This window comes from Herbaspirillum sp. B65, from assembly GCF_000333555.1.
Lineage (GTDB): Bacteria > Pseudomonadota > Gammaproteobacteria > Burkholderiales > Burkholderiaceae_D > Herbaspirillum > Herbaspirillum rubrisubalbicans.
Map to the genome: position 1 here is coordinate 1 of NZ_BADI01001119.1, position 14,609 is coordinate 14,609.

Genomic DNA, 14,609 nt, shown 5'->3' on the forward strand with positions numbered 1-14,609 from the left:
TGCTGTTGGGGGCCTTGTTCAGGTCCAGGCTGACGCCGAACAGGCCGAGCGCTGGGCCGCGCATTCGGCGCAGGTGGTCAACCAGGCCGCCGAGGTGCGCGAGCCGATGTTGCTGGAGTCGGCGCGCATCCGCAATGCCATCCTGCTGGACCAGACCGATCCCATCAGTCGGGCCGACATGTGGGCCGAGCTGGAGGTCAAGGCCGGCGAACTGGCGCGCCTGGTGGCCGACAATCCGGCCCAGAGCGATGCGGTGCGCGGCGTGCATGAAGCCATTGCGCGCTACCGCACATGGGCCGACAGCGCGCGCGAACGGATGAGCCGCGGCCAGCGCGAAGAGTTGATCCGCCAACTGCGCGACGAACAGGGGCCGCATCGGCTCTCCGAATTCCTCTATCGCCTGGACAGCTTCGTGGCCGAGGAGCGTCGCCTGGGCGGGGAGCGCACTGCACAATTGCAGGCGGCACGCCGTTCCCAGACCTGGCTGCTGATCCTGGCGGTACTGGGCTCCATCGTGACGGCCGCCCTGGCGTCGCTGGCCTTTACCCGCAGCATCAGCCGCCGCATTGCGGTCTTGATCACCAATGCCCAGCGTCTGGCCGATGGGCAGACATTGGCCGCCCGCGTGGGCGGCAATGATGAGATCTGCCAGCTCGACGATGCTTTGCACCGCAGTAGCGAACGCCTGGCCGAAGCCTCGCGCCAGGCCCTGGGCTATCGCCAGGAGCTGGAGCAGCGCGCGCGTGAACTGGCCGATGTCAACCACGACCTGCGTCAGCAGACCCAGGACAACGAGATGTTCATCTACAGCGTCTCGCACGACTTGCGCTCGCCGCTGGTGAACCTGCAGGGCTTCAGCAAGGAAATCACCCACGCCACCCGCGATCTGCTGGATGAGGTCGAGCGCCTGCACCTGCCCGAGGCTGACCGCAATCGCCTGCGCGCGCTGGTGGAGGACGATATCCATACCTCGCTGCGCTTCATCCAGAACGCCGTCACCCGTTCGGCCGGCATCATCGACGCCATGCTGCGCCTATCGCGCGCCGGCCGGGTGGAATACCAGCCGGTGATGCTGGACATGCACGCCATCGCACAACGCATCGTCGCCGCCATGAACGGCAGTATCCGCGCCAAGGCGGCGCAGGTGGAGATCGAGCCCGACCTGCCGCCCGCCTATGGCGACCCGACCTCGGTGGAGCAGGTGCTGGGCAATCTGGTGGCTAATGCCGTCAATTACCTGGATCCGGCGCGCCCGGGCCACATCGCCATCGGCCACGTGCGCCAGACCGACAACATCGCTGCCGCCCCCAGCCTGGTGACCTATTTCGTGCGCGACAACGGCCTGGGCATTCCGGCCGCCTACATGGACAAGATGTTCATCGCCTTCCAGCGCCTGCATGGCAATGCCGCCAAGGGCGAAGGCATTGGCCTGGCGCTGGTCAAGCGGGTGGTGGAACGGCATGGCGGGCGCATCTGGGTGGAGTCGATAGAGGGGCAGGGCAGTTGCTTCTTCGTGGCCCTGCCGGCCCGCCCGCCGGTGATCTGAAAGCCTTGCAACCTACAACCAAGGAGAACGAGATGGCCACAGAGCAGAGCGTCAACATCATCCTGGTCGAAGACGACGACGGCCATGCCTTGCTGGTCGAGAAGAACCTGCGGCGCGCCGGTCTGGTCAACGGCTTCACGCGGCTGCACGATGGTCAGGCGGCGCTGGATTACTTTTTCGGCGGCGAGTTGCCGCGCAGCGAGCTGCAACAACTGGTGGTGCTGCTGGATGTGAACATGCCGCGCGTGAACGGCGTGGAAGTGCTGCGCAGGATGAAGCAGGAGCCGGCCACGGCGGCCATTCCCGTGATCATGCTCACCACCACCGATGACCCGCGCGAGATCGCCCGTTGCTACGAGGTGGGCTGCAATGTCTACATCACCAAGCCGGTGGAATATGACGATTTCATCGAGGCGGTGCGGCGCCTGGGCTTCTTCCTGCAGGTAGTCAAGTTGCCCGCGCCGGTGAGTTTTGCGCGCGACAGCGAGGCCTGATGAGCGCCACCACCGCCCACGTGCTGGTGCTGGAAGACGATGAAGGCCTGCTGGCGCTGGCCACCCGCGTGCTCAACAAGCACGGTCATCGGGTCACCGCCGTGACCGACGTCCTGGCTGCTCACGCGGCAGTGCGCCAGCAGCGACCGGACCTGTTGATCGTGGACTACAACCTGCAAGCCCTGGAGAGCGGCCTGGATTTCTTCCGCAGCCTGCGCTCGGCCGGGGTGGAGATACCCGCCATCATGGTGTCGGGGGTGTCGGATGAATTGCGCATCATCGAGGCCCTGCGCGCCGGCATTGCCGATGTGCTGCCCAAGACCAGCGATTACCTGGATTACCTGGCGCAGGCCGTAGAGCGCGTGCTGGGCCAGCACGCGCTGCAATGCCAGGCGCTGGAAGCGGCTCGTCTGCAGCAGCAGGAACGCCAGACGCTGCTGCAGGCCGAACGCAGCGCGCGTGCCGAAGGCCAGCGCGCGAGCAGGATCAAGGAGCAGTTCGTCGCCACCTTGTCGCAGGATCTGCGCACGCCCTTGAATGCCATCCTCGGCTGGGCCCAGTACCTGCTGCGCGACACTGCCGATCCGGTCAAGCTGCACAAGGGCTTGCAGGTGATCGAGCGCAATGCCCGGCTGCAGGCGCAACTGGTGGAGGAGCTGCTGGACATGAACCGCATCCTTTCCGGCAAGCTGCGTATCGCCACCGAGCAGATCACGCTGGGGGAAGTGATGGCCGATGCGCTAGAAGAGGTGCGTAGTGCCGCCGTCGCCAAGACCATCCAGATTGATGTCACCCCGCCTGTCAGTGGCGTGGTCCTGGGTGATCGCGCCCGCCTGCGCCAGATACTGTGCAAGCTCCTGATCAATGCCGTCCGCTTCACCCCACCCCAGGGGCGGGTGGTGTTATGTTCGCACCAGCGAGAGGACGAGATCGAACTGGAGGTCAGCGACACTGGTCGTGGCCTAGCCCCGGCATTGCTGGCGCATCTGCTGGAGCCGGACGGCCCTAGCCACGCCGGTGCCGGGCTGGGTCTGGGCTTGGCCGTCGTGCGCCAACTGGTGGAATTGCATGGCGGGCGCTTGCGCGCCGAGAGTCCCGGCCCCGGCCTGGGGGCCAGCTTCTACGTCGCCTTGCCGCTGGCAAGGCCAGCAATCAAGCCACAGGCAAGCTGAAAACGCAGCGCTGCGGCCAGCTTCAGCCGGGCAGGATGGGAAGGGTGACGGTGAAGGTGATGATGTGGTTGTCGCACTGTACCTCGATCTTGCCGCCGTGGCCGCTGACAATCTCGCTGACGATGTATAGCCCCAGCCCCAGGCCGCGCGCATTGCGCCGGTTGCCCATGGCTTCCTTCTTGTAGGGCTTGAACAGGTTGTCGCGCACGGCCGAGGGAATGGCGGCACCGTAATTGGAGACCGACATCGTCAGCACGTCTTCGCGCCGGAATACAATCAGGGTCGAGGGCTTGCCGAGCTCGCCGTGGTGGCGGGTGTTGGAGAGCAGGTTGGAGACCACCTGGCTGATGCGGTCGCCATCCAGGTCGATTTCGCCGCAGTCTTCCGCTTCCAGGATGATCTCGTTGTCGGGATAGGCCATGCGGGCTTCGTTGACGATCTCGTTGACCATCTTGCACACGTCCACCGGACGCCGCTGGATGTCCAGGCCCATGCCGCTTTGCAGGCGGCTGATGTCGAGCACCTGGGCAATGAGGCGATGCATCCGACTGGAGGAAGAAGAGATGCGCTTGCTCAGGTTGGAACTGGAGGGCGAATGCTCGCGCACCTCGATCATGCGCGCGGCCATCATGATGGCTTGCAGCGGATCGCGCAGATCGTGGCCCAGCGTGGCCAGCAGGGTTTCGCGGGCACGCTTGACCATGTTTTCGTTGGACAGCGCCACTTCCTGGAAATCCAGGCGCAACTGGTTGGCCGTTTCCAGCTCGGTGGTATCCCACGGCAGGCTCTTGCCGCGCACGGTTTCCTTCCATACTGCAAAGGAGCCGCGCGGCGTCAGGCGCGGGCCCAGCGGGCCGATGCTGTATTGCTTTTCCGGGTTGCCTCCCCAGCGTACGTCTTCCACCTGTTCGCTACGGAACCAGAACGCATAGCCATCCTGTTGGCGATAGAAACGCACCGCCAGCACCCCGCAGATATCGCCCATTGCTGCCTTCAGGGCCGGTACGTCGGCCCCCAGCGCATTGGTGTAAAAGAGGTCGCCTGGTTCGTTTTCATTGAGCCAGTTGATGAGGGCATTGACGCCCTCGCGCGAAGGTGACTTGCCAAATACCTGGGTCTTGCGGTCGACCGAGATGGCCCCGCCGTGGCTATTCAAGAGGCGCAAAAAGCCTTGATGGTCGGCCCCCAGGGCCAGCACGATGTCTTCGCGGTCGGTGACCTGGGCCACGATCTGGCGCCGCAGGGCCGCATTGTATTCCAGCGCGCGCGCTCGCTCGCCGTTGAGATTGCGTTCCACCAGGGCGCTGACGAATTGCGCCAGCAACTGACATGACATGCGCACCGCATGAGGCACCAGGTGTGCCTTCATATGGTGGCAGGCGATCAAGCCCCAGAGACGCTCGCCGATCACGATGGACAGGCTCATGGAAGCGCCCACTCCCATGTTGCTGAGGTATTCGATGTGCACCGGCGAGACACTGCGCAGCATACCGTGGCTCAGGTCCAGCGGCCGCCCGGTGAGTGGATTGAGATCCGGTTCCAGGGCCACGGTGGGGGCGAGCACGTCGGCAATCAGACGGATCGGGTTGATCACGTACAGGCGCCGTGCCTGGGTCGGGATGTCGCTGGCGGGATAGCGCTGGCCAAGGAAGGGCTCCAGGTCGTCGCGTTTGTGTTCGGCCACCACTTCCCCGCTGTCATCGTGCAGGAAGCGATAGGCCATCACGCGGTCAAAGCCGGTGATGCGGGCGATTTCATCGACCGCCAGCGTGAGCAGGTCGTCCACCCCCGGTTGCCGCTGGATGCGCTGGATGGCCTGGTGTGCGGCCAGGGCGAAGGCATCCAGGGCTATACCAAACCCGCCGTGCTGCTGCACTGGCTGATTGCCCTGTTGATCATCTCCGCCTTCGGACTGGGCCTGACCATGGTCGATATTCCCGGCCTGACCCCGACCAAGCTGAAGTATTTTTCCTGGCACAAGTGGCTGGGCGTGACCGTGCTGGCCCTGGCCTGCGTGCGCCTGCTATGGCGTCTCACGCACAAGGCGCCAGCCTATCCGGCCAACATGCCCGGCTGGCAGCAAGCGGCGGCGCACGGCCTGCACCTGGGCCTGTATGCACTGATGTTCGCCATTCCCGTGTCGGGCTATTTCTATAGCCTCTCTGCCGGCGTGCCGGTGGTCTATCTCGGCGTGCTGCCGCTGCCGGTGCTGATGGCCCCCGATCCCGCGCTCAAGCCGCTGCTCAAAGAGATCCACTACTGGCTCAACATGACCCTGCTGGCCGCCTTCGCCCTGCATGTGCTGGCCGCGCTCAAGCACCAGTTCATCGATCGTGACAACATCTTCAAGCGTATGCTGCCCTGAGCCCCTGCAAGGCAGGTACTACGCAAGATTATTCATATTGCTCGTTTTTTTACGGAATCCGACATGACTTTCTCCCGCTTCTTCCAACCCTCCCTCCTGGCCCTGGCCGCTGCTTCCTTTGCGCTGTCCGCCCAGGCCGCACCGCTCAAGGTGGATGCCGCCAAGAGCACCGTGGTCGCCACCTTCAAGCAGTTGAACGTGCCGGTCGATGCCAAGTTCAACAAGATCAACGCCGCCATCGACTTCGACGCCGCCAAGCCGGAACAAGGCAAGGCGACAGTCGACATCGACGTGGCCAGCTTCGACCTGGGGGATGCCGAATACAACAAGGAAGTGCAGAAGAAGGAATGGTTCAACGCCGCCCAATTCCCCAAGGCCAGCTTCGTGACCAGCAGCATCAAGGCCGCTGGCGCCGGCAAGTTCACCGTGGCCGGCAAGCTGACCATCAAGGGCAAGAGCAGTGACGTGTCCTTCCCGCTGACGCTCAAGAAGGAGGGCGCCGCCCAGATCTTCGACGGCGTGCTGCCCATCAAGCGCCTGACCTACAACATCGGTGAAGGTGAATGGAAAGACACCGGCATGGTGGCCGATGAAGTAACCATCAAGTTCCACATCGTAGCCCAGTAATTCGTACCAACAACATCAACAAGAAGTCGTTCCGCGCCATGACGGACCGCCTCGCGGCGGGCTTCCCCCTGCGGTTTTTTCTCACATCAAGGAAATAGAACACATGAAACTGAACCACCTCCTGCTCGCCCTGGTTGCCGCCGGCGCCGCTGTCTCCGCCAATGCTGCCGATACCTACAGCATCGACCCCAGCCACACCTATCCCAGCTTCGAAGCTGACCACATGGGCGTGTCCATCTGGCGCGGCAAGTTCGACAAGACCAGCGGCACCGTGACCCTGGATCGCGCCGCCAAGACCGGCACCGTCGATATCGTGGTCGACACCGCCTCGATCGACTTCGGCATGGGCAAGATGAACGACCACGCCAAGAGCGCCGAGATGTTCGACGTCGCCAAGTATCCCACCGCCGAATACAAGGGCACGATCAAGTTCAACGGCGACAAGCCGGCCTCGGTCGAAGGCAACCTGACCCTGCACGGCGTGACCAAGCCGGTCACCCTGACCCTGAACAAGTTCACCTGCATCCAGCACCCCATGCTCAAGCGTGAAGTCTGCGGCGGCGATGCTTCGGCCACCTTCAACCGTGCCGACTTCGGTATCGATTACGGCGTCAAGTACGGCTTCTCGATGGAAACCAAGCTGGCCATCCAGGTCGAAGCCGTCAAGACCAACTGAGACTGAGATCAGCTGGCGCTGACTGGCCTTTGCGACGTTGCCAGATGGCAGGGTCGCAAAGCTCGGATGCGAAAGCCGATAAGAGCCGATGCGATAATGCATCGGCTTTTTTATTGGCGCGCCTTGTTTGCGATCATGGAGTGATCGGCCGCCAAACCGCACAATGGCTCGCATTCGCCGTTTTGCTGCCCTGCAAAACATTTTAAAACGCGCTAATCTAAGCGCCTCCCTCAAGGAGCAAGAAGCATGTCGTTAGCTGACCTACGCAAAGACTACAGCCGCGCCAGCCTGTCCGAACTCGACACGGCCGCCGATCCCATCGACCAGTTTGCCATCTGGTTCGATGAGGCCAGCCGCGCCCAGATCCCCGAGCCCAACGCCATGAGCGTGGCCACGGTCGGGGCCGATGGCCGACCGTCCTCGCGCATCATCCTCATCAAGCAGTTCGACCAGCAGGGCTTTACCTGGTTTACCAATTACGACAGCCGCAAGGGTCTCGATGTGCTCCACAATCCCTATGCGGCGCTGCTGTTCCACTGGGTCGAACTTGAACGCCAGGTCCGCATCGAAGGAAAGATCGAACGCGTGAGCAAGGAAGAAAGCGACGCCTACTTCTACAGTCGCCCGCTGGCCAGCCAGCTCGGGGCGATCGCTTCGCAGCAGAGCCGTACCGTAGCCAGCCGCGAGACGCTGGAACAGCAATACGAAACAACCAAGCAGCAATTCGGGGAGCATCCTACCCGCCCGGAACACTGGGGCGGCTATCGTGTCATTCCTGATCGCATCGAATTCTGGCAAGGCCGCCCCTCCCGTATGCACGACCGCGTGCTCTACACGCGTTCGCCCGATGGCCAGTGGCAACGGCAGCGCCTGCAGCCCTGAAGACATCTTGATGCCAGGCAGGGCGCAAAGCATTTATCACTGACGCGGAGGACATCGTGTTTTGGGAAAAGAAGCTTGACGCCTGGGTAGACAATATTCGCAACGTATCGGCCCTGCCCCTGCGGCTGGTGCTGTGGAATGGACAGCAGTACGACTTCAGTAGCGGCACGCCGGAAGTCACGCTGAAGGTTCCGCACGCATCGGCCATCACCTCACTGCTCACACCCTCGCTGGCCAACCTGGGCGAAGCCTACGTCGAAGGCAAGATCGAAGTCGAAGGCAAGGTCAAGAGCATCATCCAGGTCGCCAACGGCCTGGCGTCCAACACCCTCAAGGCCGAAGGCCGGCTGGGCCGCATGGTGCGCAGCGTGACCCACACCAAGAAGCGCGACGCCGAGGCCATCCAGTACCACTACGACGTCTCCAACGACTTCTACAAGCTGTTCCTGGATGAGAACATGGTCTATTCCTGCGCCTACTTCGAAAATGGCGATGAAGACCTGGCCACGGCCCAATTGAAGAAGATCGACCACATCCTGGAGAAGATCCGCTTGCAGCCCGGCCAGACCCTGCTCGACATCGGCTGCGGCTGGGGGGCGCTGGTGCTGCGGGCGGCGCAGAAGTACGGCGCGCGCTGCGTGGGCATCACGTTGTCCAAGAACCAGTACGCGCTGGCGCGCGAGCGGGTAGAAGCGGCCGGGCTGGCCGATCGCATCGAGATCCGCCTGCAGGACTATCGCGACCTCACCGGCAGCTTCGACCGCATCACCTCGGTGGGCATGTTCGAGCACGTGGGCATCAAGAACCTGCCCGCCTATTTTGCCCAGATCAGGAAACTGCTGGCCGATGGCGGCATGGCCATGAACCACGGCATCACCAGTACCGACATCCAGAACGGCGAGTCGCCCTACGGCGCCGGCGAATTCATCGACAAGTACGTGTTCCCGGCCGGCGAACTGCCGCACATCAGCACCGTGCTGCAGACCATGCAGGAAGGTGGCCTGGAAGCTTTCGACGTGGAAAACCTGCGGCGCCACTATGCCCGCACCTGCGGCATCTGGGCCGACAATTTCGAAGCCAATACCGAGGCCATCCACCAGGTCACCGATGAAAAGCATTACCGCATCTGGCGCGTCTACCTGGCCGGCAGCGCCTATGGCTTCGAACGGGACTGGATCTCGCTGTACCAGGTCATCTGCACCAAGGCTGGCCGCAGCGCGCAGACGCTGCCGTGGTCGCGCAAGTACATCTACCAACAACAATAACGCCCTCGCCTACCCCCTACTCCCTATCCAATGAATGCAACGGGCGCACCAAGGTGCGCCCGTTGTGCTTGGCAAGCAGCCGCTCGAAGATCTATTGCTGCTTGCTCTTCTCGGCAAAGACCTCGCGCAGCTTGGCCACCTTGGGCGCTACCACGAAGGCGCAGTAACCCTGGAAGGGATGTTGCACGAAGTAGTTCTGGTGATAGTCCTCGGCCCGGTAGTAAGGCTGGGGCGGCGAGAGTTCGGTCACGATGGGCGCATCCCATACCAGCGCCATCTCGGCAATGATGTGCCGGGCCGTATCATGCTGGGTTTGGTCCTGATAGTAGATTACTGAACGATATTGCGTACCGACGTCATTTCCCTGGCGGTTCAAGGTAGTCGGATCGTGGATGGTGAAGAAAATTTCCAGGATCTCACGGAAGCTGATCTGCTGCGGATCGAAGACCAGCTTGACCACTTCCGCATGACCGGTCTGGCCGCCGCACACCTGTTCATAGCTGGGATCGACCACGCTGCCGCCGGTATAGCCGGACTCCACCGACTGCACCCCCTTGACCTGCTGATAGACCGCTTCCAGGCACCAGAAGCAGCCGCCGCCCAATACTGCGATTTGCGTGGCCATGATGTTCTCCCGTTGAGTTGCTTATGATAAAACTTTACTCCAAATCAGCATTGGAAGTAGGGCCGATATGAAAGTTTGTCAAGTGAGGCCGCTGCGGCAAGAGCGCGCAGTATCCGCTATCATGTGCACATCTGCGCTACGCCGGGCCGGCCACGACACCACAGCCCGGACGCGTCTACTCCACTCCAAGCCCCGATGCACACACGTTTCCCTCGCGCCGAAGCGCGTCAGTTCGACGCGGCACATTTTCGCCAGGCCCTGTCGCAGTTCGCCACGGGCGTCACCGTCATTACCACCCGGCTGGCCGATGGCACGCTGCTGGGCTTGACGGCCAGCTCCTTCAATTCGGTCTCGCTGGACCCACCGCTGGTGCTGTGGAGCCTGGGCACCCGGGCCAACAGCCTGCCGGTGTTTTCCGGTAACTCGCATTACGTCATCAACATCCTCAGCGCCGAACAGGCGCACCTGGCGCAACAGTTCGCCAGCAAGATGGAGAACCGCTTCGAGGGCGTTTCCTATTCCCTCTCGCGCACCGGCCAGCCAGTGCTCGATGGGGTCTCGGCCTGGTTCGAATGCCATAACCGCAGCCAGTATCCGGAGGGCGATCACGTCATCTTCGTGGGCGAGGTGGAACATTGCGAAGTCGACCCGCAAGCCGCGCTGGTGTTTCACAATGGCCGCTTCGTCCAGACCGGGGCCTTCTGAAACCAAGCGCCAGCAAGCGCCAAAAACAAAAAGCGCCGGTAGCGATACCGGCGCTTTTTGCTTGAGGCAGCCTTACTGTCTTAGAACTTGTAGCCCACCGACAGGAAAGTCACGATCGGGTTGATCTTCAGGCTGGTGGTCGAATGCACCTGGGTACCGGTCGGCAAGGTGGTGGTGATGTCGGCATCGGTCTTCAACGGGATGTACGACACCGAGAAGCCCAGCGACCAGTTCTTGTCGAAGTTGTAGTTGGCGCCCAGGCTCACCACCGGCGCCCACGAGGAGCTCAGGGCTGCCGTCGAGGGCGAAGCTGCCGAGCGGTTGCCGGTGTAACGCATCGAAATGGCTTGCTGGAAGGTGTTGCTCAGTTGGATGCTGTCATACCAGACATAGCTCACACCGGCGCCGACGAAGGGACGGAACTGGCTGTTGGCGTCGCCGAAGAACCACTTGGCCACCACGGCCGGGCTCCATTGCTTGGCCTTGCCGATTTCACCCACGCCCGACAGCGAACCGGTGCCATTCAGATGGAAGGTCGGCGGGATGCCCAGGTCGGTGGTCAACGCAAAGTTGTCGAAGATCATCGCCACCACCACCGGCGAGAAGCTCTCGCTGATCCGCTTCCATCATCCGCTGGCCAAGGCCGATGCCGGTTATGACCGTCTCTCGCCGGTATTCCTGGGCGAGTATGTGACCGCCGACAGCGGCACCGGCATCGTGCACTCGTCGCCAGCCTACGGTATCGAAGACTTCGTCTCCTGCAAGGCGCACGGGATGAAGGATGACGACATCCTCAACCCGGTCATGGGCGATGGACGCTATGCCTCCTGGCTGCCGCTGTTTGCCGGCCTGACCATCTGGGAAGCCTCCAAGCCCATCTGCGACAAACTCGAGGAAATGGGCTCGCTGTTCAAGCTGGTCATGTTCAGCCACAGCTACATGCACTGCTGGCGCCACAAGAGCCCGATCATCTATCGCGCTACCTCGCAATGGTTCGCCAGCATGGACAACACGCCCAAGGATGGCGGCCCCAGCCTGCGCCAAACTGCGCTGCAAGGCATCGAGGACACCGCCTTCTTCCCCGGCTGGGGCAAGGCGCGCCTGCACGGCATGATCGCCAACCGTCCGGACTGGACCCTGTCGCGCCAACGCCAGTGGGGGGTTCCGATGGCCTTCTTCGTCCACAAGGAAACGGGCGAACTGCATCCGCGCACGCCTGAATTGCTGGAACAGATCGCCCAGCGCATCGAGCAAGGCGGCATCGAAGCCTGGCAGGCGCTCGATCCCAAGGAATTGCTGGGCGACGAGGCCGACCAATACCTGAAGAACAAGGACACGCTGGACGTCTGGTTCGACTCCGGCTCGACCCATCAGACCGTGCTGCGCGGCTCGCACAGGCAAGAGCTGCAGTTCCCGGCGGACCTCTACCTGGAAGGCTCGGACCAGCATCGCGGCTGGTTCCACTCTTCGCTGCTGACCTCATCGATGCTCAACGGCCGCGCGCCCTACAAGGCGCTGCTCACGCACGGCTTCGTGGTGGATGGCGAAGGCCGCAAGATGTCCAAGTCGCTCAAGAACGGGGTGGAGCCGCAAAAGGTGGCCGACTCGCTGGGCGCCGAAATCCTGCGCCTGTGGGTCGCCTCCAGCGACTACTCCGGCGAGATCTCAATCTCGGAAGAAATCCTCAAGCGCGTCACCGAAGCCTACCGCCGCATCCGCAACACCCTGCGCTTCCTGCTGGCCAACACGTCCGACTTCGACCCGACGCAACACGCCGTGCCGGTGGCCGAGATGCTGGAAATCGACCGCTATGCGATCGCCAACATGGCGCGCCTGCAAGCGGAGGTGCTGGCGCACTTCGAGACCTATGAATTCCACCCGGTGGTGGCCAAGCTGCAGATGTACTGCTCGGAAGACCTGGGCGGCTTCTACCTGGACATCCTCAAGGACCGCCTCTACACCAGCGGCGTGGAGTCGGCGGCACGCCGCTCGGCCCAGAGCGCCGTGTGGCACATCACACAGTCGCTGCTGCGCCTGATGGCTCCGATCCTGTCCTTCACGGCCGAAGAAGCCTGGAGCTTCTTCGCCAGCAAGGAAGCCTATGAGGCCAGCGGCGAAACCATCTTCTCGCAGGTCTATTACACCCTGCCCGAAGTAGCCGATGCCGATGCCCTGCTGTCCAAGTTCGCGGTGCTGCATGAAGTGCGCGCAGCGGTGACCAAGCAACTGGAAGAAGTGCGTATTGCCGGCAGCATCGGTTCTTCCCTGCAGGCCGAGGTGAACTGAAGGTGTCGGGCGAGAAGGCAGCCCTGCTGGAGAGCCTGGGCGACGATCTGAAGTTCGTGCTCATCACCTCGGCTGCGCGTGTTACGCCAGTGGCCACGGCCGAAGAAGAAGCCGTGGTGGTCACCCCCTCGACGCACCAGAAATGTGAACGCTGCTGGCACTATCGCGCCGATGTCGGGTCTCATGCCGATCATCCTGGCCTGTGCGGCCGCTGCTACAGCAATCTGTTCGGCCAGGGCGAACCACGTCAATTCGCCTGATCCGGGCAAAGACGGCCTTGCAAGCTGCCCGCTGCGCTGTTCTGCAGCGGGCAGCCCACTCCAACAAGAACATCCATGGCAACCAAAAAGCGCTCCTCCTCTTCCGGTTCTTCGTCCTCCACGCAAGGGCTGCTGCCCTGGCTGGGCATCGCCACCATCGTGCTGCTGCTGGACCAGCTCTCCAAGATCACCATCCTGAAACTGTTCCACTATGGCGAGTCGCTGCCCATCACCGGTTTCTTCAACCTGGTGCTGGTCTACAACAAGGGGGCGGCGTTCAGCTTCCTGGCCGCCAGCGGTGGCTGGCAGCGTTATCTCTTTACCGCCATCGGCATCGGCGCGGCGGTGTTCATCATCCATTTGCTGCGCAAGCATCCCGGCCAGCGCATGTTCTGCTGGGCGCTGGCGCTGATCCTGGGCGGTGCGATTGGCAACGTGATCGACCGCGTGGTCTATGGTCACGTGATCGACTTCCTGGACGTGTATGTGGGCAACTGGCACTGGCCGGCCTTCAACCTGGCCGATAGTGCGATTTGCCTGGGTGCGGTATTGTTCGTCGTGGACGAACTGCGCCGGGTATCGAAGAAGTAAGGCAACACCGAACACGCCTGCGGCGCGCCGCATTCCGGGAGCAAGACATGGATCTGGCTGGCAAGAAAATCGTACTGGGACTGACCGGCGGCGTGGCCTGCTACAAGGCTGCCATGCTGGCGCGCGAACTGGGCCGCGCTGGCGCCTCGGTGCACGTGGTGATGACCGAGGGCGCGACCCACTTCATGACGGCGGTGACCATGCAGGCGTTGACCGGCAACCCGGTCTACACCGACCAATGGGATGCGCGCATGGACAACAACATGCCGCACATCAATCTCACCCGCGATGCCGATGCGGTAGTGATCGTGCCCTGTTCCACCGACTTCATCGCCAAGCTGGCCCACGGGGTATGTGACGACCTGCTCTCGACGCTGTGCGTGGCCCGTCCGGCACGCGTGCCGCTGCTGGTGGCACCGGCCATGAACGTGGAGATGTGGCAGAACCCGGCCACCCAGCGCAACGTGCGCCAGATCCAGGAAGACGGCATCGTGCTGCTGGGCCCGGATGCCGGTGCCCAGGCCTGCGGTGAAGTCGGCGAAGGCCGGATGCTGGAGCCGGCGCAGCTGCTGGAAGACATCATCGCCGCCTTCCAGCCCAAGCTGCTGGCGGGCCGTCACGTGCTGCTGACCGCCGGGCCGACCTTCGAGCCCATCGATCCGGTGCGCGGCATCACCAATCTCTCCTCCGGCAAGATGGGCTATGCGATTGCCCGCGCCGCCCGTGAGGCGGGCGCCGAGGTGACCCTGGTGTCCGGCCCGACGGCACTGGAGACGCCCTACGGCGTGCAGCGGGTGGAGGTGCAGACGGCGCAGCAGATGTATGAGGCGGTAATGGCCCATGTGAAGGAAAAAGACCTGTTCGTGGCCGTCGCGGCCGTCGCTGACTGGCGGGTGGCCAATGCCAGCGCGCAGAAACTGAAGAAACAGGACCAACAGGACACGCCGCACCTGGAGTTCGTCCAGAACCCCGACATCCTGGCCGCTGTCGCCGCCCTGCCCCAGCGTCCGTATTGCGTGGGCTTTGCGGCGGAATCGGAAAACCTGGAGCAATACGGTGCGGCCAAGCGGATCAGGAAGAATATTCCACTGCTGGTGGGCAATATCGGCCACCAG

Annotated in this window: 14 protein-coding genes and 1 pseudogene; 12 read left to right on the top strand and 3 right to left on the bottom strand. The window is 62.8% G+C overall.

Features of this window, described 5'->3' with window-relative positions:
- From I5W_RS26495 to I5W_RS26505, 3 genes are all read left to right on the top strand, one after another.
- On the top strand, nt 1–1,546 hold a 1,546-nt coding region (locus I5W_RS26495), incomplete at its 5' end, for a sensor histidine kinase (protein ID WP_044531503.1).
- A 32-nt stretch (nt 1,547–1,578) separates the two neighbouring features.
- A complete protein-coding gene (locus tag I5W_RS26500; RefSeq protein WP_044531504.1) occupies nt 1,579–2,040 on the top strand; it encodes a response regulator in 462 nt (153 codons plus the stop codon).
- A complete protein-coding gene (locus I5W_RS26505; RefSeq protein WP_044531505.1) occupies nt 2,040–3,212 on the top strand; it encodes a hybrid sensor histidine kinase/response regulator in 1,173 nt (390 codons plus the stop codon). Before I5W_RS26500 ends, I5W_RS26505 begins: the two co-directional genes overlap by 1 nt.
- A 22-nt stretch (nt 3,213–3,234) precedes the next feature.
- On the opposite strand, the gene I5W_RS26510 is transcribed toward I5W_RS26505, so the two are convergent.
- Nucleotides 3,235–5,088: an ATP-binding protein gene (locus I5W_RS26510; protein ID WP_306302686.1), complete on the bottom strand. Its 1,854-nt coding sequence runs from the start codon at nt 5,086–5,088 to the stop codon at nt 3,235–3,237.
- Here I5W_RS26510 and I5W_RS26515 point away from each other — a divergent pair.
- The 5 genes from I5W_RS26515 (at nt 5,053) to I5W_RS26535 (ending at nt 9,027) form a co-directional block, all read left to right on the top strand.
- Nucleotides 5,053–5,577, top strand: a complete 525-nt coding sequence (locus tag I5W_RS26515; protein ID WP_044531512.1) for a cytochrome b — start codon at nt 5,053–5,055, stop codon at nt 5,575–5,577. The two genes, I5W_RS26510 and I5W_RS26515, sit on opposite strands and share 36 nt — an antisense overlap.
- Nucleotides 5,578–5,640: 63 nt before the next feature.
- Nucleotides 5,641–6,204: a YceI family protein gene (locus I5W_RS26520; protein WP_017451493.1), complete on the top strand. Its 564-nt coding sequence runs from the start codon at nt 5,641–5,643 to the stop codon at nt 6,202–6,204.
- A gap of 103 nt (nt 6,205–6,307) precedes the next feature.
- Complete coding sequence (locus I5W_RS26525; protein ID WP_017451494.1) at nt 6,308–6,880, top strand: YceI family protein; 573 nt, start codon at nt 6,308–6,310, stop codon at nt 6,878–6,880.
- 246 nt (nt 6,881–7,126) lie between these two features.
- Nucleotides 7,127–7,762 (top strand): pyridoxamine 5'-phosphate oxidase, encoded by a 636-nt coding sequence (gene pdxH / locus I5W_RS26530; protein WP_044531506.1) that lies wholly within the window; start codon nt 7,127–7,129, stop codon nt 7,760–7,762.
- A gap of 56 nt (nt 7,763–7,818) precedes the next feature.
- The gene (locus I5W_RS26535; protein ID WP_044531507.1) at nt 7,819–9,027 is read left to right on the top strand and encodes an SAM-dependent methyltransferase; all 1,209 of its coding nucleotides are present in this window, start codon (nt 7,819–7,821) and stop codon (nt 9,025–9,027) included.
- Between the two features lie 91 nt (nt 9,028–9,118).
- Here the strand turns inward: I5W_RS26535 and msrA are convergent, their stop codons facing one another.
- A complete protein-coding gene (gene msrA, locus I5W_RS26540; RefSeq protein ID WP_044531508.1) occupies nt 9,119–9,652 on the bottom strand; it encodes a peptide-methionine (S)-S-oxide reductase MsrA in 534 nt (177 codons plus the stop codon).
- A 195-nt stretch (nt 9,653–9,847) separates the two neighbouring features.
- Here msrA and I5W_RS26545 point away from each other — a divergent pair, with 195 nt between their 5' ends.
- Nucleotides 9,848–10,357, top strand: coding sequence for a flavin reductase family protein (locus tag I5W_RS26545; RefSeq protein WP_017451498.1), 510 nt, complete (start codon nt 9,848–9,850; stop codon nt 10,355–10,357).
- An 80-nt stretch (nt 10,358–10,437) separates the two neighbouring features.
- On the opposite strand, the gene I5W_RS26550 is transcribed toward I5W_RS26545, so the two are convergent.
- Nucleotides 10,438–10,941, bottom strand: coding sequence for an OmpW/AlkL family protein (locus tag I5W_RS26550; protein WP_083893637.1), 504 nt, complete (start codon nt 10,939–10,941; stop codon nt 10,438–10,440).
- Here I5W_RS26550 and I5W_RS26555 point away from each other — a divergent pair.
- The 3 genes and pseudogenes from I5W_RS26555 to coaBC all read left to right on the top strand — a co-directional run.
- Nucleotides 10,934–12,903, top strand: a pseudogene (locus I5W_RS26555) (isoleucine--tRNA ligase); the annotation flags it as partial. The gene I5W_RS26550 and the pseudogene I5W_RS26555 overlap by 8 nt on opposite strands.
- 75 nt (nt 12,904–12,978) lie before the next feature.
- A complete protein-coding gene (lspA, locus tag I5W_RS26560; protein ID WP_044531509.1) occupies nt 12,979–13,494 on the top strand; it encodes a signal peptidase II in 516 nt (171 codons plus the stop codon).
- A 47-nt stretch (nt 13,495–13,541) separates the two neighbouring features.
- Nucleotides 13,542–14,609: bifunctional phosphopantothenoylcysteine decarboxylase/phosphopantothenate--cysteine ligase CoaBC (gene coaBC, locus I5W_RS26565; RefSeq protein WP_044531510.1), on the top strand; the 1,068-nt coding region annotated here is incomplete at its 3' end.

Bases quoted from the DNA above. Each gene is read 5' to 3' on its own strand.
- I5W_RS26500 (WP_044531504.1), top strand. From the start codon at position 1,579: ATGGCCACAGAGCAGAGCGTCAACATCATCCTGGTCGAAGACGACGAC.
- I5W_RS26505 (WP_044531505.1), top strand. From the start codon at position 2,040: ATGAGCGCCACCACCGCCCACGTGCTGGTGCTGGAAGACGATGAAGGC.
- I5W_RS26520 (WP_017451493.1), top strand. From the start codon at position 5,641: ATGACTTTCTCCCGCTTCTTCCAACCCTCCCTCCTGGCCCTGGCCGCT.
- I5W_RS26525 (WP_017451494.1), top strand. From the start codon at position 6,308: ATGAAACTGAACCACCTCCTGCTCGCCCTGGTTGCCGCCGGCGCCGCT.
- pdxH (WP_044531506.1), top strand. From the start codon at position 7,127: ATGTCGTTAGCTGACCTACGCAAAGACTACAGCCGCGCCAGCCTGTCC.
- msrA (WP_044531508.1), bottom strand. From the start codon at position 9,652: ATGGCCACGCAAATCGCAGTATTGGGCGGCGGCTGCTTCTGGTGCCTG.
- I5W_RS26545 (WP_017451498.1), top strand. From the start codon at position 9,848: ATGCACACACGTTTCCCTCGCGCCGAAGCGCGTCAGTTCGACGCGGCA.
- I5W_RS26550 (WP_083893637.1), bottom strand. From the start codon at position 10,941: ATGATCTTCGACAACTTTGCGTTGACCACCGACCTGGGCATCCCGCCG.
- lspA (WP_044531509.1), top strand. From the start codon at position 12,979: ATGGCAACCAAAAAGCGCTCCTCCTCTTCCGGTTCTTCGTCCTCCACG.